This window comes from Bacillus sp. LSHTCR4 (assembly GCF_057197025.1).
The window spans coordinates 1053788-1077480 of sequence record NZ_JBXUNO010000002.1 but is presented as its reverse complement, the minus strand read 5'-3'; the positions used below and the strand labels follow the sequence as shown (position 1 = coordinate 1077480).

The 23693-nt window shown below is 32.7% G+C and carries 21 protein-coding genes and 1 pseudogene; 6 read left to right on the top strand and 16 right to left on the bottom strand.

Features of this window, described 5'->3' with window-relative positions; genetic code table 11:
* Positions 1–18: 18 nt before the first annotated feature.
* The 3 genes from AC2CGR_RS19335 to AC2CGR_RS19325 are packed head-to-tail and all read right to left on the bottom strand — an operon-like array spanning position 19 to position 2259.
* Complete coding sequence (locus tag AC2CGR_RS19335; protein ID WP_270184867.1) at positions 19–339, bottom strand: DUF6572 domain-containing protein; 321 nt, start codon at positions 337–339, stop codon at positions 19–21.
* 25 nt (positions 340–364) lie between these two features.
* Positions 365–1276 carry an SDR family oxidoreductase gene (locus AC2CGR_RS19330; RefSeq protein WP_270184866.1) on the bottom strand — a complete coding sequence of 304 codons (912 nt, stop codon included), beginning with the start codon at positions 1274–1276 and terminating at the stop codon, positions 365–367.
* Positions 1273–2259 (bottom strand): UDP-N-acetylglucosamine 4,6-dehydratase family protein, encoded by a 987-nt coding sequence (locus AC2CGR_RS19325; RefSeq protein WP_087966412.1) that lies wholly within the window; start codon positions 2257–2259, stop codon positions 1273–1275. Before AC2CGR_RS19325 ends, AC2CGR_RS19330 begins: the two co-directional genes overlap by 4 nt.
* A 296-nt stretch (positions 2260–2555) precedes the next feature.
* On the opposite strand from AC2CGR_RS19325, the gene AC2CGR_RS19320 reads away from it, so the two are divergent.
* Entirely contained in the window at positions 2556–3734 is a 1179-nt protein-coding gene (locus AC2CGR_RS19320; RefSeq protein ID WP_270184865.1) for a DUF2515 domain-containing protein, read from the top strand.
* Positions 3640–4110, top strand: a complete 471-nt coding sequence (locus AC2CGR_RS19315; protein WP_484481062.1) for a CBO0543 family protein — start codon at positions 3640–3642, stop codon at positions 4108–4110. The genes AC2CGR_RS19320 and AC2CGR_RS19315 overlap by 95 nt, the downstream gene beginning before the upstream one ends.
* Positions 4111–4136: 26 nt before the next feature.
* Here the strand turns inward: AC2CGR_RS19315 and AC2CGR_RS19310 are convergent, their stop codons facing one another.
* The 11 genes and pseudogenes from AC2CGR_RS19310 to AC2CGR_RS19260 all read right to left on the bottom strand — a co-directional run bounded on the left by AC2CGR_RS19310 (position 4137) and on the right by AC2CGR_RS19260 (position 13429).
* Positions 4137–4997: a PhzF family phenazine biosynthesis protein gene (locus AC2CGR_RS19310; protein ID WP_270184863.1), complete on the bottom strand. Its 861-nt coding sequence runs from the start codon at positions 4995–4997 to the stop codon at positions 4137–4139.
* Between the two features lie 316 nt (positions 4998–5313).
* Complete coding sequence (locus AC2CGR_RS19305) at positions 5314–5739, bottom strand: YfmQ family protein (protein WP_087966405.1); 426 nt, start codon at positions 5737–5739, stop codon at positions 5314–5316.
* 21 nt (positions 5740–5760) lie between these two features.
* The gene (locus tag AC2CGR_RS19300; RefSeq protein ID WP_270184862.1) at positions 5761–6432 is read right to left on the bottom strand and encodes an LrgB family protein; all 672 of its coding nucleotides are present in this window, start codon (positions 6430–6432) and stop codon (positions 5761–5763) included.
* A gap of 23 nt (positions 6433–6455) precedes the next feature.
* Entirely contained in the window at positions 6456–6812 is a 357-nt protein-coding gene (locus AC2CGR_RS19295; RefSeq protein WP_087966400.1) for a CidA/LrgA family holin-like protein, read from the bottom strand.
* 33 nt (positions 6813–6845) lie between these two features.
* Positions 6846–8279, bottom strand: a complete 1434-nt coding sequence (gene pdxR, locus AC2CGR_RS19290; RefSeq protein ID WP_270184861.1) for a MocR-like pyridoxine biosynthesis transcription factor PdxR — start codon at positions 8277–8279, stop codon at positions 6846–6848.
* Between the two features lie 68 nt (positions 8280–8347).
* Positions 8348–9121 (bottom strand): alpha/beta fold hydrolase, encoded by a 774-nt coding sequence (locus tag AC2CGR_RS19285; RefSeq protein ID WP_087966396.1) that lies wholly within the window; start codon positions 9119–9121, stop codon positions 8348–8350.
* A 23-nt stretch (positions 9122–9144) separates the two neighbouring features.
* Positions 9145–9828: a bacillithiol biosynthesis deacetylase BshB2 gene (gene bshB2, locus AC2CGR_RS19280; RefSeq protein ID WP_484481078.1), complete on the bottom strand. Its 684-nt coding sequence runs from the start codon at positions 9826–9828 to the stop codon at positions 9145–9147.
* Positions 9829–9871: 43 nt separating this feature from the next.
* Positions 9872–10063 (bottom strand): hypothetical protein, encoded by a 192-nt coding sequence (locus AC2CGR_RS19275; protein ID WP_087966394.1) that lies wholly within the window; start codon positions 10061–10063, stop codon positions 9872–9874.
* Positions 10064–10276: 213 nt separating this feature from the next.
* Positions 10277–10390, bottom strand: a pseudogene (locus AC2CGR_RS19270) (GntR family transcriptional regulator); the annotation flags it as partial.
* Between the two features lie 31 nt (positions 10391–10421).
* Positions 10422–11411: a phosphatidylinositol diacylglycerol-lyase gene (gene plcA, locus AC2CGR_RS19265; protein WP_071716238.1), complete on the bottom strand. Its 990-nt coding sequence runs from the start codon at positions 11409–11411 to the stop codon at positions 10422–10424.
* Positions 11412–11587: 176 nt separating this feature from the next.
* Positions 11588–13429, bottom strand: a complete 1842-nt coding sequence (locus AC2CGR_RS19260) for a S8 family peptidase (protein WP_484481061.1) — start codon at positions 13427–13429, stop codon at positions 11588–11590.
* 296 nt (positions 13430–13725) lie between these two features.
* Here AC2CGR_RS19260 and AC2CGR_RS19255 point away from each other — a divergent pair, with 296 nt between their 5' ends.
* From AC2CGR_RS19255 to AC2CGR_RS19245, 3 genes are all read left to right on the top strand, one after another.
* Positions 13726–14523, top strand: coding sequence for a cell wall hydrolase (locus tag AC2CGR_RS19255; RefSeq protein WP_087966390.1), 798 nt, complete (start codon positions 13726–13728; stop codon positions 14521–14523).
* Between the two features lie 266 nt (positions 14524–14789).
* A complete protein-coding gene (locus tag AC2CGR_RS19250; RefSeq protein ID WP_000272418.1) occupies positions 14790–16127 on the top strand; it encodes an NAD(P)/FAD-dependent oxidoreductase in 1338 nt (445 codons plus the stop codon).
* Between the two features lie 474 nt (positions 16128–16601).
* Positions 16602–18521 carry an LTA synthase family protein gene (locus AC2CGR_RS19245; protein ID WP_484481060.1) on the top strand — a complete coding sequence of 640 codons (1920 nt, stop codon included), beginning with the start codon at positions 16602–16604 and terminating at the stop codon, positions 18519–18521.
* 99 nt (positions 18522–18620) lie between these two features.
* Here the strand turns inward: AC2CGR_RS19245 and AC2CGR_RS19240 are convergent, their stop codons facing one another.
* Positions 18621–21434, bottom strand: a complete 2814-nt coding sequence (locus tag AC2CGR_RS19240) for a dynamin family protein (RefSeq protein ID WP_484481059.1) — start codon at positions 21432–21434, stop codon at positions 18621–18623.
* A gap of 453 nt (positions 21435–21887) precedes the next feature.
* Here AC2CGR_RS19240 and AC2CGR_RS19235 point away from each other — a divergent pair, with 453 nt between their 5' ends.
* Positions 21888–22073, top strand: coding sequence for a hypothetical protein (locus tag AC2CGR_RS19235; protein WP_000461128.1), 186 nt, complete (start codon positions 21888–21890; stop codon positions 22071–22073).
* Positions 22074–22589: 516 nt separating this feature from the next.
* Here the strand turns inward: AC2CGR_RS19235 and AC2CGR_RS19230 are convergent.
* Positions 22590–23576 carry a choloylglycine hydrolase family protein gene (locus AC2CGR_RS19230; protein ID WP_087966384.1) on the bottom strand — a complete coding sequence of 329 codons (987 nt, stop codon included), beginning with the start codon at positions 23574–23576 and terminating at the stop codon, positions 22590–22592.
* Positions 23577–23693 lie beyond the last annotated feature (117 nt).

The following is a 23693-nucleotide window of genomic DNA, read 5'->3' as shown; positions in this document are numbered from 1 at the left end:
TTATTTTGTACTAATCTATTACATGTAAGTAAAATTACTATTATTTATATAAACCTTTAACTCAAATCCTATATCTTGCAAAAAATCTTTCATGAGTTCATAAAAATCATTTCCATACTCACTACATTCATACTGAGCAAAAACTCGGATTACAGGCCTAGTTCCTGTATCTATTACTGTATTTTTCCGACCACCCTTTTTTCCTTCCACATAGGCTCGACATTTATTTATCGCCTCATAGATACGCAAAGCATGCTCTTCTTCATTCTTCCAGTCCAGCATATCAACAATTAAAAGAAATAGTGTATTTTGATTATTTATTGTTTCATAGCCATTCATATATTTCTTACACCCTTTTTATTTTTCATTGCATGCAGATGTCACTACACTTCGCATACTCAAGTACATCTTTTAATGATTGATGAAATTGAATTTCTGGGATCCAACCTAACCTTTTTATTTCCTCTATTTCTAAATTATCGTTTGAGTCACTCCCACTTTTCTCTGTTTCCTCTATAAAAAAATTCAGCTGAGTTAATTCTTTATATTGTTCTAGTACCTCTAATAAAGATCGTTTTACTCCTGATCCGATATTATATTGTTTTCCATTTATTCCATCTCGTAATAACACATGATACGCTTTAACTGCATCACGTACATCTAGAAAATCTCTACTATCTTTCAAACTGTTTACTTCAATAACAGCTTTACTTCTACCTGATTCTATATCTATCATTTTTTTTGCGAGAATCGAACAAATGCCATTTGATGCTCCTGGACCAATTAAGTTTGAGGGCTTTGCAATGATAATATTTGAATCCATTAATCCGCCCCAAGCCTCTGCAATAATGACTTGCATCGTTTTACTTAAACTATATGGATTTGAAATTTTTATTTCGTTTATACTCTCTGCTTGCAAAGCAGATCCTATAACTAATGTTCTACAATGCGAGGCTCCTTGCTTAATTGCTTCTAATAAATATAACGTCCCTATTGCATTAATTTCTACATATTCAAGAGCAGCTGTCCAAGACTCTATGACTGAATTCCTTCCTGCTAAATGCAATACATAATCTGGTTTTATTTGTTTTATTACTTTCATTACTTCGCTCTTATTTGTTAAATTACAAGTAATACCATTTCTAATTTTTTCTCTATGTGCACGATTTTGAAACATAGGAATCACATGAAAGCCCTGCTCTAAAAAATATTGGCAAGCATGGCGTCCTGTAAAACCATTTGCACCAGTTATTAAAAGGCTCGCATTTTTTTTCATCGTAAAAACCCTCCTTTTAATAGCATTTGTTTCACTTCATGTTTTGCAAGTAAGTCTTGTTGTGAACTAAAACTCTTCACATCCACAAGCGGATAACTAGCATAATATTCTTGAAGCCCTTCTATAGGAATAGTAGGTAGTACCACAAAATAATTTTGATCAAAACTTATACTCGTTTTACTCTCTACCTCAGATAAAAGCAGTTCACTTAATTTTTCACCCGGTCTTATCCCTACCTCTTTTAACTTCACATTTTCTTTTTTTGAATCTTCAATTAACACTTCTGCTAAATCTGTTATTTTACATGCCGGCATTTTCATAACAAAGATCTCCCCGCCTCTGCCTTGATATACGGCTTTAAATAACAATCCAACAGCATCTTCAATTGTTAAGAAAAATCTAGTCATATTCGCATCGGTAATCCCTACTTGTGAAGATTTTTTAATTTGTTTTTTAAAAAGCGGTACCACACTTCCACTCGTCCCTAAAACATTTCCACCACGAACACAAATAAATTTTGTTTTCTTCGTTTGTACATTCGCATGAACCATTAACTTTTCACCAATTGCTTTTGTCATCCCATACGTATTTGATGGATCGGCTGCTTTATCCGTTGAAACATATATAACTTTCTCAACTTGCATCTGTAAAGATGCTTCGATTACATTTTGCGTACCATGTATATTAGTTTTTATAGCTTCATAAGGATAATACTCACATACTGGAACATGTTTTAAAGCTGCAAGATGGAATACATAATGTACACCTTGGCATGCATAAACTAATTGATCCTTGTCACGAATATCTCCAATAATAAATTTTAATCTATCATCATTTATAAACTGTTGCTGCATTTCAAACTGAACCGTTTCATTTCTTGAAAAAACCCTAATTTCTTTCGGTGATTTTTCTAATAGTTGCTTTATAAGTTCATGTCCCCACGAACCTGTGCCACCAGTGATTAAAATTATTTTATTTAGCATTCCTTTTCCTCCTACCAAGCATTTCAATTAACATGTATTGAATTATTTTCAATTGATTCAAATCATAATCGTCGTTTGTTACATTTAATTGACAAAATAAAAAAACAGAAACTATTAAAAATAGTTTCTGTTTTTCATTTCACCTCACAACAGTAAGATTTTTTATACTGTTTGTATGATAAATAAATTCCTCGTAATAAACAGCGCTCATTTATTTCTTATACTCGTAATAAAATAAATAGAATGATTCATAGCCAATAGTCATGTTTAAATTTATGAAAAAGGGAGGTAACGGAATGTACCGAAGCAATTCAAATCATACATATAACGGACCTTCCAAGGCACTGCCTCTCTCCCTATTTGATGTAAAAAATGAATTGAAACAAAAAAGCAAACTCACTCATTCTGGCACGATGTATAAATTAACGAAAGAAGAGCAAATCATCATCAACAACATAAAAATGCAGACAGAACAGCTAAATAAAAATAATGTCACAAGAACACGTGCATACTACCAATTTTATGTTCAATATCCGGAAATACATTGGGCACTACTTGGGCATATGGTATCACGTAACGGCGGTTGGAATATGACTGATTTAAAGGGAGATTTATATACGAAAATTTTATCAGAGAAAGAGCAAATCACATTTTTTTCTTTTTTAGAAAGAGGGAATTGGCTTATTTTTCAAGATGTATATCCTCAATTTCTGCTTTATGAACAAAGTGTAAAAAGAGCACAAAAGCTATTTCACCTTCTCCCTCACCTAAATGTTTCTACATTTATGGAAACGATGTGGAACGATTTTTGGAAAACAGGCAACAAAAAAACATTAGCAATTGCAACTATTATTAATGAACAAAACTACTTAGAAAAAAGAGTGATTCAAAATGTACACTTTAAAAAGACTGTACTAAATAGTATTGGATTTAAACTATTTGATTTCTTTCAGTTTAATCATATCCTGTTCCCATTCTACGCAAATGATAAGAAACAAAACGTAGTACTATTTGGTGATACAATGAAACATTTCACTTCCTTACACGAACGGATCTTAATTGGAAAAAGGTTGTATTCATTATTATTTCGGGATACACATGTTTTATCTCAAGTAATAAGCTGGGCCCAACACCATCCTCATACAGGCTCAAGGAAAGATTACTGGCCTCATTTATTTTCAAGTGTGAATGAATCTTTTTCTCGTGAATTTTATAAACGCCGAATAAAGAAATGCCAGTTGCGTAATGGCGCTTATCGTATATACAGTCCTGCACTCATCTACGCATGGCGAGATATAGAGCATGCAGAAGTTGACAGTGAAGATTGGTTTACGGACTGGCAAGTCGTAAATTACTTAGTGGATAAGGAGGAAAATATAAATGGACAAATTACAGAAGACTACTGTAAAACACTCGAAAAAATTGAACTTGCCATTCTTGCAAAGAAAAATGTTCTCCTTCGAGAAGACGAATAACCTTTTCGCATTAGTCATTACAATCTTACTCTCTTCTACTATCGGAACTTACTTAGATGCATTTTTTGTTGCGAAACAAATATATTCCTTTCCGGTTAGACCCTTTCCCTCCATATTTTCAGTTAACATTGGCTTTACTTTCTTTGTACTACCGATTTTAACAACGATTTTTATACAAATTTCAAAAAGATTATCTGCAATTTCTAGAATTTTATTTATTATTTCAATCGGTATTTGTGCTAGCATTTTTGAACAGATTGCTGAAAGATTCGGTTTCTTTATTCATAGCTTGGATTGGAATCATACATATTCTTTATTTGGCTATATGATTTTCTTTTCTTTTATTTGGAAAGTATATTATTTCATACAAAAATAAAGAGATCCTTATAGATCTCTTTATTTTCAATCAATATTTTCTACATTTAAATACTTAATTTCACAGTAATAGCCTTTGCCGCCAACATAAACTTTTTCTATTTTATTGTTGCTATTTGTCGCTAATGTAACTAATATTTCGGAAGGCGATTGTAAAGAATAACCTTGTTCAAATACATAGACTTCTTTTTGCAAGTTGTGCTGTTCATAAAGGTAGCACGCTAATGCACCGTTTGAAGTTCCAGTCGCTGCTTCTTCATTGATGTCGTATAGTGGAGCAAAATTTCTGCATATAATTCGATTGTCATTAAAAGTATATAGATGCATTCCGACAACATTATAATACTTGCTGATTTCTTTAATTTTTTCAAAATTAGGTTGCAGTGTATGTAATTGTGTTTCGCTTTTTATAGGAATTAAAATATCTTTTAAGCCTGTGGAGACAATTTGAATTGGATATTTATCGCCTATAGCTTTCATGTCAAAACAGTCGATGAACTCGTTTGGAGATACAACATCATAGAATATCGGTTTGTTTTGTTCCATAAATATGATGTCATCTTTTATGGTAATAGTAAGAACACCGCTGTTCGTTTCAATCGTATAGCGATTCCTGAAAAGTTTATTTAAATGCATCAGTATCACGAAAGAGCCAATTGTAGCGTGACCACATAAATCAACTTCTTCTTTTGGTGTAAAATACTCAAATTTATAATCAGCAATTTCAGATTCTGATATAAATGCGGTTTCCGCATAGCCCAGTTGTTTAGCTATTGCCATTTTTTGAGTTGTGGTCAATGTATTATTCTCAGTAAATACCACTCCTGCTTTATTTCCGCCTTTATGATCCTTGCTAAATGCACTTGCAACATAAACGGATATTTTCATAAGACACCTTCCTTCCTCACTTATAGTAAATTGTAACATAGAAAACAATACGTATATATCTCATTGGATAAAGTGAAACTTTAATCAGTGGGGGTTTTCTTCATCCCCCACTGATTATTAGTTGAACCAATCGGACTTTTATGGGCAGTTGATCCCCCACCTAACTTCTTTGCTTTCGCTGAATTTTGAGGTGGGGGTCTTACTGCCCATTAAAGCGGGATAAATTCACCATAAAGTAAGAGACAAACTATTTTTAGCATCTGAACTCTTAAAAAATAGTTTGTCTACAGTCTGAAAGATCCTTATAGATCTCTTTTTAAGCATACTCTTCGGTTATTACTAATGGTGCAAGAGTTTGAAGACTTTTTGAACGTAAACGATAGGCAACAATTTTCTTTTTATATTGCTTTATTACATCAACATGTTCTTCATGGCTATATAGAGAAAAGCTAATCTCTTTATTCCCTTTCTTCGTTTTAATCACGATTGGAGTTCCTTCCTCGTGCGGCGGAAAATAATGCTTATCTAAAAATAAAGCCTCATTAAATTCATGAATAACTTGTAGTTTCGTTTCTCCCTCTATATTTTTTCCATCTATCGATATAGAGGTATTCTCTTCCTCAAGTTTTTGATGCAATTCAAATTTACTAATAATTGATTCTACAACAGAAGTCGGCATACTAGAAACTAATACTTTAAGAGCACCAAAAATAAATAATGTAACTATAAACCATGTTGTCATTTTCATCATCTCCATTACATGTTAAAATATAAATTTCGTTCCAAACGGTATGAATATACTAATAAGTATTCCCGTAACAATCATCGTCACCGAACCGATTGTCGCTTCTTTCTCGCCTTCCTTCACGAGACGACTTACCCCGATAATATGTGATGCGCAGCCCATTCCCACGCCTTTTCCAATCGTACTTGTTATACGGAACAACTTAAGTACTGTTGGCCCAATCATAGCACCTGTTATTCCCGCAACAACTACAAAACTAGCAGTCATAGATGGAATGCCACCAATTTGCTCCGCTAATGAAATAGCAATAGGCATCGTTGCTAATTGTGGTAGAGTGGTTAGTATAAGTTCCTTATCTATATTTAACATTCCACCAATCACTACATTCATAGTCGTTAAAGCCAGTATACCTGTCACTACGCCGATTAGTATCGATAAAAAGTTTTTCATAAGTATCTTTCGCTCTTTAAATAGTGGTATCGCTAACGCTACGATTGCAGGGCTCAATAAGCTTGAAAGAATGTCTCCCCCATTTTCCCTATACTCATGATGAGAAATACCAAAAATCAAAAATAAACCAATCATAATTGTAGTAACTGTTAACACCGGTAACGTAAATGGAAACGTAAATTTTTTATATAACTTTGTCGCCAATACATACATTACTACAGTAATAATAATGAAGACCATTTGCACCTTGCACCTTGTCGATTTTATTTTTTTGATGTTACTACTAATTGACTTATATACCCTGAAATAATTAAAGTTACTACCGTACTTACAACTACTAAAAGAAATATAATACTCCCCTTACTGAAAAGAAAAGACCCGTATTCCACCAGGCCTGTTGTCGAAGGGATTAAAAATAACGGTAAAAATACGATTAACTTTTCCGCACCTTCCTCAAACCACTTTAATGGTAAAATACGAATAGAAAGGAGCAGAAATAGCATTAACATCCCTATTAAACTCCCGGGCATTGATAGATGGAATACTCCTTGAATCCAAGTACCAACTAGGCTAAATACATATAGCACGCCTACTTGAAGTAAAAGCGTCACGTACTTCATTTCTTTCCCTCATTTCAATATTACGCATTACTATTATGAAATCTCGTTTAACGTTTCCGCAAATCTCGTCATTCCCAGCTGAATGTGTTCGACATTTACTCTCCCAAAAGTAAAACGAACATATTCACTTTTAGTACCTAAAACACTCCCCGGGACAAACGCTACACCATTTCGTATAGATTCACCTAATAAATGATATTCATCAAACGTTCCTTGCACTTTGCACCATAAATGTATTCCACCCTCTGGAACAAAGAATTCAACCTGGTCCCCTAATATTTCTTCAAGCTTTCTAATTAATGCATCTCTTCTTTCCTTCAATTGCCCGCGGAGCATTGTAATATGTGCATGAAAATCTTCTGATTCTAAAAATTGATTTGCTACCCACTGCGTAAATACGCTATGGCCAAAATCAACTTGCTGCTTTGCATCCGCTAAACGTTCTATTACACGCATTGGGCCAATTACCCAACCAATACGTAATCCTGATGCAACAATTTTTGATAATGAACTTATATAAAGAACATTGCCGTTTTGATCCATTGATTTTAATGTTGGATTCACTTCTCCATTAAATGAAGTTAAGCTATACGGATCATCTTCTACAATCGGTATACCAAATTCAGAAGACAGTTCTAAAATCTTTTTACGTCTTGCTAATGAAAGCACGGTTCCAGTTGGATTTTGATAATCCGGATTTAAAAATACCATACGAATACGATGCTTTTTATGCAAATCAATTAAGTCTTCTGGATTCATTCCATGCTGATCAACAGGTAAATGGAATATTTTTAAGCCAGCAGATTTAAACATCGGCAGTGAAAAACAATACGAAGGGTCCTCAATTGCAATCGCATCGCCAGGTTTTAATAAGCATTGAACGATAAGATTAAGTGCCTGTTGTGCTCCAGATGTAATAAGGATAGAATTCGAATCTGCTTCAATTTGTTTATATTGCTGAACATGTGCTGCAATTGTTTTTCTCAACATTTCATTTCCAAGTGGATGGTCATAACCGAGGTTTTCCATAAATGTTTTCTCCGACAAAATCGTGCGGAATCTATCACTCGGAATTAATTCTGGTGCCAATTCACCACTCGCTAAATTAATTAAGTCGTTTTTTTGTGTTTCCGTTCGAATTTGTTGAACGAGTGGTACATTAGGTAAGAATGACCCATCCTCGACGTACCTACCCCAGTTCGGTATTCGTTTATGTGAAACACCCCATATGTCTGTATTCACCCGTGTTCCGCTTCCTTTTTGCCGTTCTACTACTCCAAGTGATTTTAATTCTTCATATGCAGCTACTATCGTACTCCTATTCACCTGTAATTCTTTTGCTAACATACGCTCAGAAGGTAACTTACTGTCAGAAGGAAACTCACCTGAAGAAATACCCCTTTCAATATAATCCGCTATTTGTTTATATACAGGCGTCTTATCTGCACGATTTGGTTTCCATTCCATATAGTTGCCTCCTTTCAAAGCTAACTATCCTCAATTTATTACTATCAGTATTCACTGTAACAATGGTATTAATTAGGTGCACAATTTAAAAATGTTTCTACCGTCACATTAAAGCTAGTTGGCTGCTCTAAATAAGGTAAGTGCCCGCTATTTTTAAATTCAATGAAAGTTATATTTTTTAAATATTTTTCAAACTCTCTTACATATTTTTCTGGCACAAAATCATCATTTCTCCCTCTTATAATTAAAGCCGGACATAAAACATTTGAAAGAAACGGTCTTTGATCATAATCTACTAATTCAGCAAATAACCTTTGAATATGCATCGGATGAATAGACTGTAAAGATTGATAAAATCCCCTGACAATTACCTCATTATTTGCTACTCCCATTGCCTTCAACAATGTATCCGCCCACGTTTTTCCATTATCATGCAAGCTAAGTAAGTCATATACTGCAAGTCTTTTTTTTCGATCTTCAGGCTCCAAATAGGGAAATGCATTTACAATAATTAAGCTAGAAACAAAGTCTGGATATTGAATAGCAAAATCGATACCAACTCTAGCTCCTTTTGAAAGACCGCAAATGACTACTTTTTTTAACTTTAAATACTTGCATAACTCATACAAAACATTTACACATTCTCTAAAGTTAATTTCTTGCCCTTCAGATTTCCCATGTCCCGGTAGATCAAGAGAAATTACTGTCCATTTTTTCTTAAAATATTGCCTTTGATATAACCAATTATTTGCGTTTCCTCCAAGTCCGTGTAAAAACAATATGACAGGACCCAATCCTTCTATATTGTAAAAAACCTTTCGATTCTTATATTCAAAATACATATTCATCACCTTTAGCTGTAGCATCACTTATTCTTATCTTTGAATGGATATATCCAAAACGGTTCTCTTTCTAACCACTCGACTGTTTCCGGTACACCATCTTCATACTCTCTTTTTAGTTCCGTTACTTTCGTCGCAAATTGTGATGCATGTGCTTGCAATGCTTCTAGCTTTTTTGGAACATATTCTTTCACTTCATTTTTAAAATGTGGTGGACCTATTTCCGCTTCATGATTATTTGAAAAAGCTACCGCATAAAATGTTGTTGGCCTTTTATTTTCAGAAATAGTAGCTAACGCCTCAACCACCGCTTCTCCTGTTGCATCATGATCTGGATGAACTGCATATCCAGGATAAAAAGAAATGACCAACGAAGGATTCACTTCTTCCACACATTTTTGTATTACACGTCTTAACTCTCCAGGAGTTTCAAATTCAAGAGTTTTATCACGATATCCCATCATACGTAAATCTTTAATACCTAAAATATTTGTAGCCCTCTTTAGTTCTTTCTCTCTTATAGCATATAATGATTCACGTGTTGCAAAAGGAGGATTTCCCATCGCTCTCCCCATTTCACCTAACGTTAAGCAAGCATAGGTAAGGGGAACATTTCGCTGCGCATAAGCTAAGATTGTACCCGCCATGCAATATGACTCATCATCTGGATGCGGAAAAACAATTAAAACGTGACGTTCATTTTTTATCAAAACAATACTCCTCCATCACTTTCGATATTAGTCTTTTCTATCAAATCACTACCGCATACCACGTTACTCCAACAAGTAGTACAAAAAGAAGGATAATATAAATAGTTGATAAGTTTTTCACATTTCTCTTTGTAGACTTTCCGTAATTCTCCTCCACATTTCGTGCAACTAGTACGGTCCCAAACAGCGATACAGTTACAATAATAACGACTAGTGAAATCGCAAAGCTCATTGTATATTCACCTCTCTAAGGCCAGTCTATTTTCATTAAGAACTTCCCTTTTAAAACGTTAATAACATACTACCTTTCTTCTCTTATCATAATAGATGTTTGTAAAAAACGGACCAACCACTTTTATGTTTTTTTGCTCATCCACTTTAACAATAAAAAACAACTGATCACTTATGATCAGTTGTTTTTTCGCAGGGTTATTTAAGCTAATTTTCATTTGAAATTAATTCGATTTAAAAGTTTGGCCTTTTCATAATGAAACATCGATTGAGATAACTCGAAAATTGTTCCATTTACAAGATACACTGTATTTTCAATAAGAAGCGCCGTATTTTATCGCTTCTTACTCTCATCATCTTTATTCTTTTATAAGTGACTCATTCGCTCTTATAACTTCTTGATACAGCAATGGTGACCACTTTTCATTTATATAATCTTGAATGATCCAACCTACTCTTGTAGGATTCTTTTGTTTTATATAGTTTGCAATTTCAGGATTTATGTAAGAGGCGTAGTAATATGGACTATTCCATGCTGTACCACCAGAAGACAAACTTGTAAAATTAATATATAGATGATGTAAATCCTCACTATTATTCATCGTTTCATTGATCGTATCTTTAATAGATTTTACTTTCTCATCATAACCCACTTTATATTTATCTTGTACCGTTACATTTACGTTTTGATTTACAGTTGTCGTAAACGTCTCATTATCTGGCCAATAAAAATTATTATATCCTCCAGATTCATTACTACCGCCATATCTTTTTAGTAGTACAATTTTCCCACGAGCATCTCCCAATTTTATATTTCCTTCTGTTTTTAAAAAGATAGGGTCAACAAAATATTTTTTTTCAAACACATTACTAAAGGAACCTTCTGCTCCTTTCATATCCTCATACTCTTTTTTTAAAGACATAATAATTGTTTCACTCGGGTTATCTTTTAAAAATTGTTTCGCTTCGTTTATGAATTCGTGCAGGGTTACATAAAGATATAATGGCCCATGATGAAGAACTATCGTATTATCATCTGTTAAACGTCCTCTTATATCAAAAATTCTAGCTCCATGATCCATTTGGTAACGAAAATCATATTCTTGCGTCATTCCCCATACTTGCTTAATCGGATTTTGCAACTTGAACGTCCCACTATCATGTGTTCCTGGAATTGAAATTCGTGCTAACGGGATATTATCAGGTATAGGTTGCATCCACTTTGACCAATTTTCAAGCTCATTAACAGAGCTAGCCGCAACGACTCTCTTATCATGTAAAGCAAATACAAATGTGATAAATATTGTACTACATATGAATAATTTCAAAATAAATTTCTTACTGCTCATTATTATTCCTCCTTTTTTGTTTTATATCAAACTTATTGAATATAATATAATCTGGTGAGTAAAAAATAAATATCATTTCATAAGTATGAAATATTGCATAGAAGTAAAGTTAAAAAATCATTCACATATACTAAATTAGAAAAATTCAAAGGAACTTCATCTGAAGTTCCTTTTGCTTATTTTATGTTCAATACATATGAACCATCTTTATTCTCATATTTATAGACGTATAAATAATATTTACCTGGCTTTGCATTATAAATACCTTTCACTACATTCCCTTCATTTTCACCATATGCTACATATTTATTTAAATCTGATTCATGATGAAGTACCCATGTCATTCCGATATTTTGTTCATTTAGTAGAGATATATTAATATTTTCCGGCGAGTCAATTTGGAAAGTAAATACATCTACTCTATCACTATTATGTAGCGTTCCTTTCACCGGTGTATGAAAGTTAACTTTATTTGCCTGTCTAGGCTCATTATTTGGTTCATTTTCTATTACTTGTAACTCATTCCCACCGTTTGGTTTTCTTTGTTCATAGCCTAAGTTAACGAGTATAGACTTCAAATCTGGTAAAACACCAATTTTATCTGCATATGGATCTTTAGATTTTGTTCCTGTGTTCTGGTTGCTTAATATTACTCTTAGTTCACTCGGTCTATATGGTTGGCCTAAATTTTCTTTTGCAATGCTTTGTACTAAAGTCGCTGCTCCGGCAATAATAGGCGAAGCACTCGACGTGCCACTAAAGCTAGGTGTATAAAGATTTATAGCACTTCGACTTTGCTCGGCTGTAGTTGTATCTACATTTTCTCCCCAACCATAGACATCAATACGGCTTCCATAATTCGAAAACCACATACGCTCATGAGGGAAAGATGAAGAGCCCGCTCCTACCATAATTGCACCTGAATCTTTAAAATCTTTACTATTACGATTTAAAATTTGTTTACCATTTCTATCTTTAAATTGATCTAAATCATTCCAACCATTTGCTCCAGCTTCTATAATGACAACACCTTTATCTGTACCAGCACGAATCGCATCAAAGATATCTGGTTGTACCTCAACAGGTAAATATTTATCACCATATCCATCGAAAGATGCTTGTGCCTCTAACAATAAAACATCCCCAGCTTCTAACTGATTTACAGCACTTAATATTGCATCAGCCGTATTATACTGTCCGTTACCTCTTATTTGAGAGATAACTTTTGCTTTCGCTTTTGGCGCAATCCCAATATTTCCAACTTCATTGTCCTCAGAGGATACAATTCCTAGTACAGACGTCCCATGACCGACATGCTGATCTATATTTCTTCCAGACATTAATTCAATATTTTGATGTACTAAATCCTCATGATTTAATAGCCATCCGTATTCCATATCAACAAAAGTGATACCATTTCCATTACCACCTTGAATTCCCCAGGCGAAAGGCGCATTAATACCGTATGGGGCTACTTCAAGATAACCTTGTTTTTTAAATCTAGGATTATTATTAGGATTAAGGGCTACACTTGATGATTGCACTTCAGGTGGCATTATTTTCTCTTGTTTCTTCATATAGACATCTTCTATTAAAGAAGATGCCTTTAACTTATCTACTATTTCTTCTTCATACCCACTATTTTGATTTTGAAGAATATAGTAGTTTAATAAACTTGTAGATATATGATTAGGTGCTTTCACTTCAAGGTTTTGTATTTGTTCCGGGCTTACAGATGTGAATAAACGAGTAAATGTTACATCTGGGTATTCTGCCAAAAGATTTTTTATTACTTTATCATTCGTTTGAGATTGTATTTGTTTTTCAATACCATCTTCATATGGCAAATCCAAATCCGCTTTAAATTTTACAATGATTTGCTTATCTGTTTCTTGTTCTATTCCTAATTTACTCTGCTGTTCTATAGAATCAGCATGTACACTATTGACATTGCCTCCTATTCCTAAAAGTGTTGTAATGATTACAGTTGACGCACACATTTTTTGAAATATTTTCATCACATCAATCCTCCTATTATTAATAATTAATCATTATATTAATCTATAATGATTTTATTTATATAACATATTCCCTTTCTACTAAATAGATTATAGTAATCAGAAATATGAACTTCAATGTATTTTCATATGCAATATTTCATATTTAGGCTCTACACTACATGAATAAGAAACTTATAATGATTATTTATTTTATATGTACTAATATACTTACATTAATATATTACGCATATAAATATTTAAAACTACATTTTACTTAACAGCTTCACCTTAATTTTTTCTTAGGAGGATTTACAATGAAATTATTAAAAATAAAACATATACTCCCTTTATCTGCAGCTGCAATTACATTTGTATGTAGTCAAAGTACAGCTGAGGCTTCTACCATTCATACAGTAAAAAAGAATGATACACTTTGGGGCATTAGTAAACAATACGGCGTTTCAATACAATCTATTAAACAGGCTAATCATAAAGGAAATGATCAAACTTTTATTGGTGAACAGTTACATATTCCAGGGTCCATCAACTCAAATGAAATCACTGTTCGCCAAAACGCCAAGCCTGCGAATATTTCTGAGCAAATTATTTATCAAGTACAACCGGGAGATTCATTGGAAACGATAGCAAAGCGTTACAATGTTACTGTTCAATCTATAAAACAAATTAATAATATAGTCGGAAACAGGCTTTATACAGGACAACATATAAAAATAAACTCAAGCATTTCAGAAAAAGAAAAAGACTTAATGGCACGCTTAGTTACTGCTGAAGCAGGTGGCGAATCGTATAAAGGAAAAGTAGCAGTAGCGAAAGTTATACTAAACCGTGTAAACGCAAAAGGTTTTCCAAATACAATAACAGGCGTTATTTATGAACCTATTAAATACGGATATGCATTTACTCCTGTTACAGATGGAAGAATTAATCAACCTGCAAGCGCAGAAGCAAAAATGGCTGTAGAAGAGGCTATCTCCACAAATGGAATACATTCTGATTGGCTTTATTTCTATAATCCGAAAACATCAACAGACAAATGGATTACGACACGTCAAACAGTAGCAGTAATCGGTAACCACGTCTTCGCTAAATAAGATTTAAATTCATTAACAGACCTATTCACTTAAAAGGTCTGTTTTTTTTATATGTAAGATTTTATTAATCATATGACATAGTAATCTTTTAAAACTATCTCTTCTTTCAAATGCAAACATTTGTATTTACTCCACCAGTCGAAGAAATGAAAATGCATCAAGTTCAAAAACTCCCTCTTTATTAAGAAAAGCTATTTCTTAACTTCATAAAATTGTTATACACTAGAAAAATAAAAAACAAACTATTCGTTAGCAGGTGAAAGAATATGTATGATGTTACAATTATCGGCGCTGGAGTAAGTAGCATTTTTATGGCTTATTCACTAGCTAAAAGTAACAAAAAGGTTTTAATTCTTGATAAAGGTAAAGCGCTAGAAAATCGCCATTGTCCTTTAGACGAAGGAAAAGCGTGTAACTGTACTACATGTGATAAATATTTCGGATTTGCTGGTTTAGGAAAATCTGAAGGGAAATTTAATTATACAAACGGATTTGGTGGAGAACTTGAGCAAAAAGTTGGGAAAGAGGGTTTTATACAACTTATGGCTGAAGTAGATGAAATTCTATGTCAGTTCGGAGGAAATTCAGTTTCAAAATATTCTACAGAAAATCCAAATCTCAATAAGAGAGCTGAATCGTGTGGTTTACAAATGCTAACAACAGAAGTACGGCATCTTGGTACTACCCTTTCAAGTGATATTTTTCAGCAACTCTATGAATTTTTACTTACGAAAATAAATATACAATTTCATATAGATGTACAACATATTATGAAACAGAAAGATCATTTTACTATAGATACAAATGAAGGAACATTTCAATCTAGGCAACTAGTATTTGCAACTGGGCGTTCCGGAGCGGATTGGTTAAAGGAGATGTGCACTTCTCTACATATTTTTCAGGAACAAACTCGTGTAGATTTAGGTATCAGGGTAGAGATGAAAGAACACCAATTACGTTCTATATTAAAAGATACATTTGAGACAAAACTTTCGTATGAGCATAAAGGTTTCACAGCAACTACGTACTGTATGAATCCAAAAGGACGCATTATTAGAAAGTACGAAGAAGGTCTAGTTATGCCTGACGGTCAAAATTTTCGGGAGAAAGGAACTGGTACACCTAACTTAAACTTCACTTTATTTATCCCGCTTTATTTTCCAACTCTCAAAGAAGCAAATCTGTATGCAAGCTCAATTATTAAAGGCATTAACCAAGGACAAGATCGGATTGTTATACAGCGCTTAGAGGACTTATTAAAAAAAGAACCTACAATAGCGAACGATATGAAACATAACCGTATACAACCTACACTACAAGGAGATTATGGAGATTTGCATACAGAAATTCCTCCATTATATATTGAAGGACTTAAAGAATTTTTATTACGCTTAGAACAATTTATCCAAGAACCGATCGATAAAGATACTTTATTATATGGAATTGACGGAAAGTTTTATGCTCCTACGATAAAACTCAATAATCATTTTGAAACAAGTATACATGGACTATTTTTAGTTGGGGATTGTTCAGGCGTCACTCATTCATTATCTCAAGCTGCTGCAAGTGGATTGTATGTTGGAAAATATTTATCTGACATCTAATTGCATAATTAAGATACCAATCAAATATTTTAAGTTTCACAACGCTTTATTTATGTAGTAATAGCATAAATCACTATCCTCCCTCCGCTAACGATTATCCCACAAGGAATCGAGATTTCATGAGATACATATGTAATATAAACGTGTATATATAACTATTGACATTCAATTCTAACAAATTGAATGTCAATAGTTTTACAAGCCTCTATTCAGTTCCACCTTCATTTGTTCGATATTTTGTAACATCACCATAGTGTTTAATATGTTAGGATGTCTATAAGTATTTTTTACTACAACTATGACTTTTTCTGCTCTGTTCTAAAAAATAGATTTACGCTTGAAAATTCCCCATTGTACGTATGTGAATACTTTATATTTTTACCTTTAGAAACCATTAGCTAATTGATTCATTACACTCTAATAGTTATAAAAATATAATACAAGTTAAATAAATTATATAAAGAAGGAGTAAAAATGAAAAATAAAATCAATTTACAAATGCAAAATATAAGCTTTGTTTTAATAATTGCTTTAGCAGTATGGTTAAAAACATATCTTATTACAAGATTCAGTTTTGATTTAAAAATTGAATCTTCTACACAAGAGCTTATTTTGTTTATTAGCCCTCTCGCTGCTTCATTAGCTTTTGTCGGATTCGCATTATTTGCAACCGGTGAAAAGCGAAATTATATCGCGCTATGTATTAATTTCTTATTAACAATTGTACTTGTTGGGAATGTAATGTTCTATGATTTTTATAGTGATTTCGTTACGTTACCAGTACTTGGACAAACATCAAACTTTGGCCAATTAGGCGGTAGTATTATAGAAATATTGAACTACAAAATTATACTCGCATTCGCAGACATTATTTTCTTCTTTATTTTATTAAAGAAGAAGGCACTAGTCTTCCAAACGGGGCGCGTAACTCATTCGGCACGCTTGTTATATTTTCTCTTAACGATTGGTGTATTTTTTGCAAATCTACATCTTGCAGAAAAAGAGCGACCTGAATTACTAACGAGATCATTCGACCGAGTCATGCTTGTTAAAAATTTAGGACTATACACGCATCAAGTATATGATTTAACACTACAAGTAAAAGCAGGATCACAAAAGGCACTTGCTGATAGTAGTAAATTACAAGAAACAGAAAACTACGTGAAGGCAAACGAAAGTGAGCCGAATCCTAACATGTTTGGTATAGCGAAAGGAAAAAACGTAATTGTTGTTACTCTTGAATCCTTACAAACCTTTTTAATAGGCGCAACAGTTAACGGACAAGAAGTTACACCATTTTTGAATGAATTCATAAATGAAAGCTATTACTTTGATAACTTTTTCCACCAAACTGGGCAAGGAAAAACATCCGATTCTGAATTTCTAATTGATACGTCGTTATATCCATTAAATCGAGGAGCTGTATTCTTCACACACGGTAACAATGATTATACTGCGACTCCAGAAATTTTACGTCAGCAAGGTTATTTCACTTCTGTATTCCATGCCAATAACGCAACATTTTGGAATCGTAATATCATGTACTCTGCTCTCGGTTATGACCGTTACTATAATGAACTTGATTACAAAATTACGCCCGAAACAAATTTAAATTGGGGATTAAAAGATATCGAATACTTTGATCAATCAGTAGATATATTAAAAACTGTTGATCAACCATTTTATGCTCGTTTCCTTACTTTAACGAACCATTATCCATTTACGTATGATGAAGATACAAAATTCATTGAACCATATAACTCTGGTAATGGCGTATTTGATCGTTATATCGTAACAGCACGTTACTTAGACGAATCAATTAAAAAATTTATTGAGCGTTTAAAAGCCGAGGGAATGTATGATGATTCTATTATTGTATTATACGGTGATCATTATGGCATTTCTGAAAAACATAATCGTGCAATGGCACAGTTTTTAGAAAAAGATCAAATAACAGAATTTGATACTTTAAATTTACAACGTACACCTTTATATATTCATGTCCCTGGACAAACAGAAGGTCAAACGATTTCAAAGCCTACGGGACAAATCGATATGAAACCTACTATTCTCAATTTATTAGGGATTGATACTATGAACGATATTCGTTTTGGTCATGATATGTTTTCAGATGAATATACCGGTTTTGTTGTTTTACGTGATGGTAGCTTCATTACAGACAAATATGCATACAAAAACAACACTTTCTATGACCGCATAACAGGTGAAATTGTAGATTTACCAAAAAAAGAAGCTCAAGCACTCATTAACCGTGCACAAAATGAATTACGAATGTCTGACAAAATTATTGAAGGAGATTTACTACGTTTCTCAGAAAGTAATAAAATTAAAACTGGCGAAGTACAAACTAAAATTAAAGAAACTGAAAAATAATGTGAATATGCAAAGGGAGCAACTCATTACAGTTGCTCCCTTTTACTCTCTTATAACATGTGATGCAATTTCACATAAAAAATCTTAAATATTTTACTTTTATTCTGCACTTGTTTCTAAAATTACATCTGTATAAGTATGATCATCACCTATATGTAAAATTACTTCACATTGACGTAATCTCAATTCAAAGAGCATGATAGAATCATGATAAACTTCAGGATTTGATTTCATTTTATGTAACATCTCTTGTTTTTCTTGTATTTCTAATTGCATATTTTCTACAGCTTGTTTCAAGGAGTTAAATGGATTCCTAAAGAAGATATGAATATCTCGCTCTTGTGTGTTTTCGAATAGCTCAAATTGCAAGAAAAATTTCTTCATAATAGAATCCGTTACCTCAGTATAATCTTCATTTTCTACATACTGTTTGTATTTGTTATATAACATAGTTTTATTTTTAGGAAGAACTCCAAATAATTTACCGGCACTTTTCAGTAAAAATTGTGCTGGCGTAAATCGACGTAAAATATTTACTTCATCCATTTGTATTCTAGTCGTCATTCTGTCAGTATCTCTGCGCCAGTCATCCAGCACTTTAAAGTCACATTCTAACTGTATTCGATTTTCTCCAAATAAAGAATTAAGTCCTTCACTAAGTTCTTCTAAGTACGATTGACTTTGAAGGAGCTCATTATGAGAAGTTGCAATCCAATTTTGCATAGAAAGAGCAAGATGAGGTAATACCGTTTGTTCTAAATATTTATGCACTCTTTCATTCATTGCTTTATTTAGTTGCGTATCCATGTGACCGAAATCGCTTTCTTCACTTATTAAATCAGAACAACTCTGTAATACCTTCGGTATATTTTCAGTAAGATCATTCGTAATTTCCGTTTTCATTGTACGATATGACTCTGTAATGAAATGAATTTTTTCCCTCTCAAATGCAGTAAGGTTATTCATGCTACCGTTTAGTTTCACTAGCATATCTTCATTCCACTTAATCGCATCCACTAGATTGTTTTCTTTCTCAACGCGTTTAGCTAAAAGATATGTAATTGTTTTTCGGATGAAGAACAATAGCTTTTCAGTACGTTCTGCATCAATATTTTTATAATTAAAGTTAAAATGAATAAACTCAGTTAACTCATTCAATTGTTGATTACTCGTATATAACGAAGAATAAGGGAAAATCCTCGCATGCGGGAAATATGTGTTTATTCTCGCTGCCGTATCATGTAATACTCTTTTCACTTCTGCTTCACTATAAATGTTATCGATTTTATTTAATAAGAAATGCACTTGTAAATTTGGTGTATGTTCTTGAATGCTTAATAGAATATCACGCTCTTTATCAGTAAAAGGTGAATCCGCATTCAATACAAACAATAATTCATCCACGGAATTTAGATATTCAAATACCTCATCCCTAGTGTCGTTATTCCTATTAAAGCCAGGTGTAACTACAAATGTAAGTTTATTTTCACTTAAAAATTTGCATGGTAATTTAAATTCAACACATGCTCTATCTCTATACGTTTGATGGTGTTGAGACATCATATTATGATAATCAGAGATATCTTCCGTTGTTGTAATTGCAGCATCTGTTATGGCGTTAATTTCTGTATGAGCATCATTTTTTAAAACTACTACATTTGAAATTGATTTTTCTAATATATTTTCTCCTAATATAGAGTTGATAAATGTAGTTTTTCCGTTCCCTGAAGTTCCTGTTACTAAAATACGATTTGTTCTTAAATCTGCAAGTTCGTCAACTAACCATCTAAATCGTTGACCTATTTCTATATTGTTCTTTTGTGCCCACTGTGTAATAGATTCAAAAAGATGTAGACTGTACTCTAAACCATTCACATGATTCATAGAATATAACAGTAGCTTTTCCGCATGTTGTATATCGCCTGAATCTATTTTAGATGGAAAAATCTCATCCCATGCCAATACAGCTGCTGATGGAAATACAGCATAAGACGGATTGACTACTTTTAACCAATTTGTTAAAAGACTTGGAATGATATCGTGTAATTGTTTAAGCATATATTGCCCTTGAATTAATGCAAAGTATGTTTCTTCGTAAAGAGAAGAAATTTTGTCCCATATATCGGACGACTCTATTTCAATATGTAAGAAAAATTCATTTATTGTGTTAAGCCACAATAAGTAATTTTGTTCATTTTTATAACTGTTCCAAAGTGATGAAACCATTTGCGTAAATTGTACTTGATCTACATTATTTAATGTAACTAATGCATCATAAAAATAATCTGGTGAAATATGTTTAGTAAATCCTTTATCGATATATCCTTTTAACACCTCAAACCAAGGATAAGATTCTATTCGAATTAACTCATTCACAGCAAGCTCTACTGCACTATCAAAATCTTGTTGTTCCTCATAAAAGGAACGGGCAATTTTTGTGACATTCGGATAATCCGGATTTAAAGAAACCGCTTCTTTAATAACAGCGAAAGCTGCTTCAAAATTATTTTGCTCTATGTAAAGAGAAAGTAATTGTAGTCTAATTTCGGTCATTAATATTTTATTATCAGTAGTGATGGAAGTATAAACATTTTCAGCAACTGCTAATTGATTCAGTTCGAAATAAGCATCCGCAATATTTTTTTGTGCCCATGGTGCTAATTCATTACTAACCTTCTCCCATTTAAAAATAGCTGCTTCAAAATCTTGATGACGATAATAAAATTCACCTTGCGCAAAGCGAATATAAGATCCATCAGAAATCTCATTTTTTTCTTCGTTTACATAAGCTTCTCCAAGTACGTCAAGAGGTGATTTTGTTACATTCTCCATTAGAAATGTTTCATAATACATCTTTTTTATTAATTGTTTTTCTATTCTCATCTTTTCCCCCACTATATCTTGAAAATACATTTTTAAGATATGTCAACACTTTATTTATGTATGCTTTTTATCTTAACAAAGAATATCTTTTGGAAAATTTCATTTTCCTTTCATTTTTCAAGTTAGATTGAATTTTTATGAGAAAAGTTTCAGTTTTTTTTCAATTCCCTTTCAGTTATGAAACAGCATTAAATGTTCCTAATAACATAATAACACTATAATATTCCGCATTATATTATCAGGAAAAACCTATATGAATCATATTATAAAAACAATTTATAACGAATATATATGCAAAAACACCTCCCAAAACAAATAACAAAAATCAATATCATATATTTCACAAATTATTTTCCTTTGAAATATTTCAGTAGTTTCGTAATTAAATTCCATTAACCTCTATAAATAACTAGTCCAAAAAAAATCTATATGCATATCATGTTATAGTAAAGAATTCAGGAAATCCTAAAAGGAGGCATTCTCATGTTTGAAGATAAATCTAAAATAAACTACCCATATGAATTTACTGAAACTACAACAATTCCGCTAAAAAATCCTATCAATAAAAATTTCAAAAACGGCTCTGGTACACATACTTTCCCAATTAAGAAGCATTATAAAGAGCAGGTGCTATATACGGAAAAAATTAATAATAATAAAAATAAATAAGCGTATAGGCTCTTATAACAATTAATCAAATAAGAATCTATATTAGACCTTGCATAGTTATAGGTAATATATAAATCTTTCTTATACAACTCATGTACTTTTAAAAAGTGCTGATATACAGCGCTTTTTTATACATAGATAATAGAAGAACCAAAAAGGTATGGGTAGTTTCCATACCTTTTTGGTTCTTTAACTATTTATAAATAAAGTACGCCCATTTTTATTTTACCTAGTAGCAATTGATTGGCACTTCTAGAAGAAATAAAAGTTAGTTTAATTAAAAAATAAGTTTCTTAGCGTTTTCAGAGATATTCAGGATAATACTATTCGAATACATTAGGCAATAAAGTCCACCATCAATGCTCCTAACAGTAAAATTTTTCTCGTTGGAGTCATTGGAGAAAGGACTAGATTTATGATGAATCACAAAGTTAAAGAAGCACCCAAGAATGATATAGGTCATTATTGCCCTATTATATATATTTAAAAATTTACCAAATGTTGCTTCAAAGCAACTTAGTTTTCATAAAATATTTTTTGTTTCCGTTGGAACGGATAGGCTTTAATCTCATCTGTATCTAAATTTTCATGAAATAAATGAATAGCTATAATTTGTCTACAATCGTAAGTATGATAATAATACGTTCCGGATTCCATACACATTACGCTTGTATATATGGTATTATCTAATGTACCTTCTTCTGTTATTACTCCGCCTTTAGGAACTTCGCAATTTGATAAGATATGAAAAAGGGCGGATACTCCCTCTTCTTCACTATCTATACCTTGAATGTTTTGTTTGCCATATGCTGCCCGCACAAACCTCGATGGCGGGGTGAAATCCCCTGGAAGTCCCATTGAGCCCGAGCCTTGACCAAAAGCACTTAATGGTAAATTACTCCACTCTGTTGGCGCGAATGGCTGCGATTTAAGGCCAATATATTGTCTTAAATTTTGCAAATGCCAATTAAACTCCGGACTATTCGTCATCACTCCTAGTGGGTTATCATACATCTTTAATCCTTCATTTGTCGGCTCCAGTACAATGCAATCTCCCCATTTATCCGCTAAGATCCAATGTAGCGGTGGCGTAAGTCCTAAATCCGGTAATGGTATATCCAAAAAGGTAATGCTATCTACAGATTTCTTTAACTCTTTGACAGAATTGAATTGTGTAAGACTCCAAGCTACAAAATCAAATGGAGCTAAATTCGTTTTATTGTCATCTATGCTTTGACTATAAGTAGCGAATCCTGGAAAATAGAGTGTTGCACATGTCATACCTGCTTCATTTACTCCGTCCGCCATAATGATCCTTCCTTGATGATTAATTCCCATTCCGACCGTAGCATGTTTCGTATTAATGATTTCACCAGTTATATTATTCCACTGGTAATGTCGAGGAATGATTATTACTTCTTGATTCATATCTAATGTGAAGTCCATCGTTCTTGCAAAAAGATGCTGACCGTTTTTTGTCTCTAATGTCAAACTAGTACACATAAAGAACACCCCATTTTATGGTTTTATCTACACTTTACATAATTCCGATAAGTCTGTAAATTAAAAACCTCTTTCCTTACAAACAAATTAAGAACGTACATATAAATTACAAATAGG

What these genes read in the sequence shown, in the direction of transcription:
- AC2CGR_RS19335 (WP_270184867.1), bottom strand. Translation starts at nt 339, where the DNA reads ATGAATGGCTATGAAACAATAAATAATCAAAATACACTATTTCTTTTA.
- AC2CGR_RS19330 (WP_270184866.1), bottom strand. Translation starts at nt 1,276, where the DNA reads ATGAAAAAAAATGCGAGCCTTTTAATAACTGGTGCAAATGGTTTTACA.
- AC2CGR_RS19325 (WP_087966412.1), bottom strand. Translation starts at nt 2,259, where the DNA reads ATGCTAAATAAAATAATTTTAATCACTGGTGGCACAGGTTCGTGGGGA.
- AC2CGR_RS19320 (WP_270184865.1), top strand. Translation starts at nt 2,556, where the DNA reads ATGTACCGAAGCAATTCAAATCATACATATAACGGACCTTCCAAGGCA.
- AC2CGR_RS19315 (WP_484481062.1), top strand. Translation starts at nt 3,640, where the DNA reads ATGGACAAATTACAGAAGACTACTGTAAAACACTCGAAAAAATTGAAC.
- AC2CGR_RS19310 (WP_270184863.1), bottom strand. Translation starts at nt 4,997, where the DNA reads ATGAAAATATCCGTTTATGTTGCAAGTGCATTTAGCAAGGATCATAAA.
- AC2CGR_RS19305 (WP_087966405.1), bottom strand. Translation starts at nt 5,739, where the DNA reads ATGACAACATGGTTTATAGTTACATTATTTATTTTTGGTGCTCTTAAA.
- AC2CGR_RS19300 (WP_270184862.1), bottom strand. Translation starts at nt 6,432, where the DNA reads ATGGTCTTCATTATTATTACTGTAGTAATGTATGTATTGGCGACAAAG.
- AC2CGR_RS19295 (WP_087966400.1), bottom strand. Translation starts at nt 6,812, where the DNA reads ATGAAGTACGTGACGCTTTTACTTCAAGTAGGCGTGCTATATGTATTT.
- pdxR (WP_270184861.1), bottom strand. Translation starts at nt 8,279, where the DNA reads ATGGAATGGAAACCAAATCGTGCAGATAAGACGCCTGTATATAAACAA.
- AC2CGR_RS19285 (WP_087966396.1), bottom strand. Translation starts at nt 9,121, where the DNA reads ATGTATTTTGAATATAAGAATCGAAAGGTTTTTTACAATATAGAAGGA.
- AC2CGR_RS19275 (WP_087966394.1), bottom strand. Translation starts at nt 10,063, where the DNA reads ATGAGCTTTGCGATTTCACTAGTCGTTATTATTGTAACTGTATCGCTG.
- plcA (WP_071716238.1), bottom strand. Translation starts at nt 11,411, where the DNA reads ATGAGCAGTAAGAAATTTATTTTGAAATTATTCATATGTAGTACAATA.
- AC2CGR_RS19260 (WP_484481061.1), bottom strand. Translation starts at nt 13,429, where the DNA reads ATGAAAATATTTCAAAAAATGTGTGCGTCAACTGTAATCATTACAACA.
- AC2CGR_RS19255 (WP_087966390.1), top strand. Translation starts at nt 13,726, where the DNA reads ATGAAATTATTAAAAATAAAACATATACTCCCTTTATCTGCAGCTGCA.
- AC2CGR_RS19250 (WP_000272418.1), top strand. Translation starts at nt 14,790, where the DNA reads ATGTATGATGTTACAATTATCGGCGCTGGAGTAAGTAGCATTTTTATG.
- AC2CGR_RS19245 (WP_484481060.1), top strand. Translation starts at nt 16,602, where the DNA reads ATGAAAAATAAAATCAATTTACAAATGCAAAATATAAGCTTTGTTTTA.
- AC2CGR_RS19240 (WP_484481059.1), bottom strand. Translation starts at nt 21,434, where the DNA reads ATGTATTTTCAAGATATAGTGGGGGAAAAGATGAGAATAGAAAAACAA.
- AC2CGR_RS19235 (WP_000461128.1), top strand. Translation starts at nt 21,888, where the DNA reads ATGTTTGAAGATAAATCTAAAATAAACTACCCATATGAATTTACTGAA.
- AC2CGR_RS19230 (WP_087966384.1), bottom strand. Translation starts at nt 23,576, where the DNA reads ATGTGTACTAGTTTGACATTAGAGACAAAAAACGGTCAGCATCTTTTT.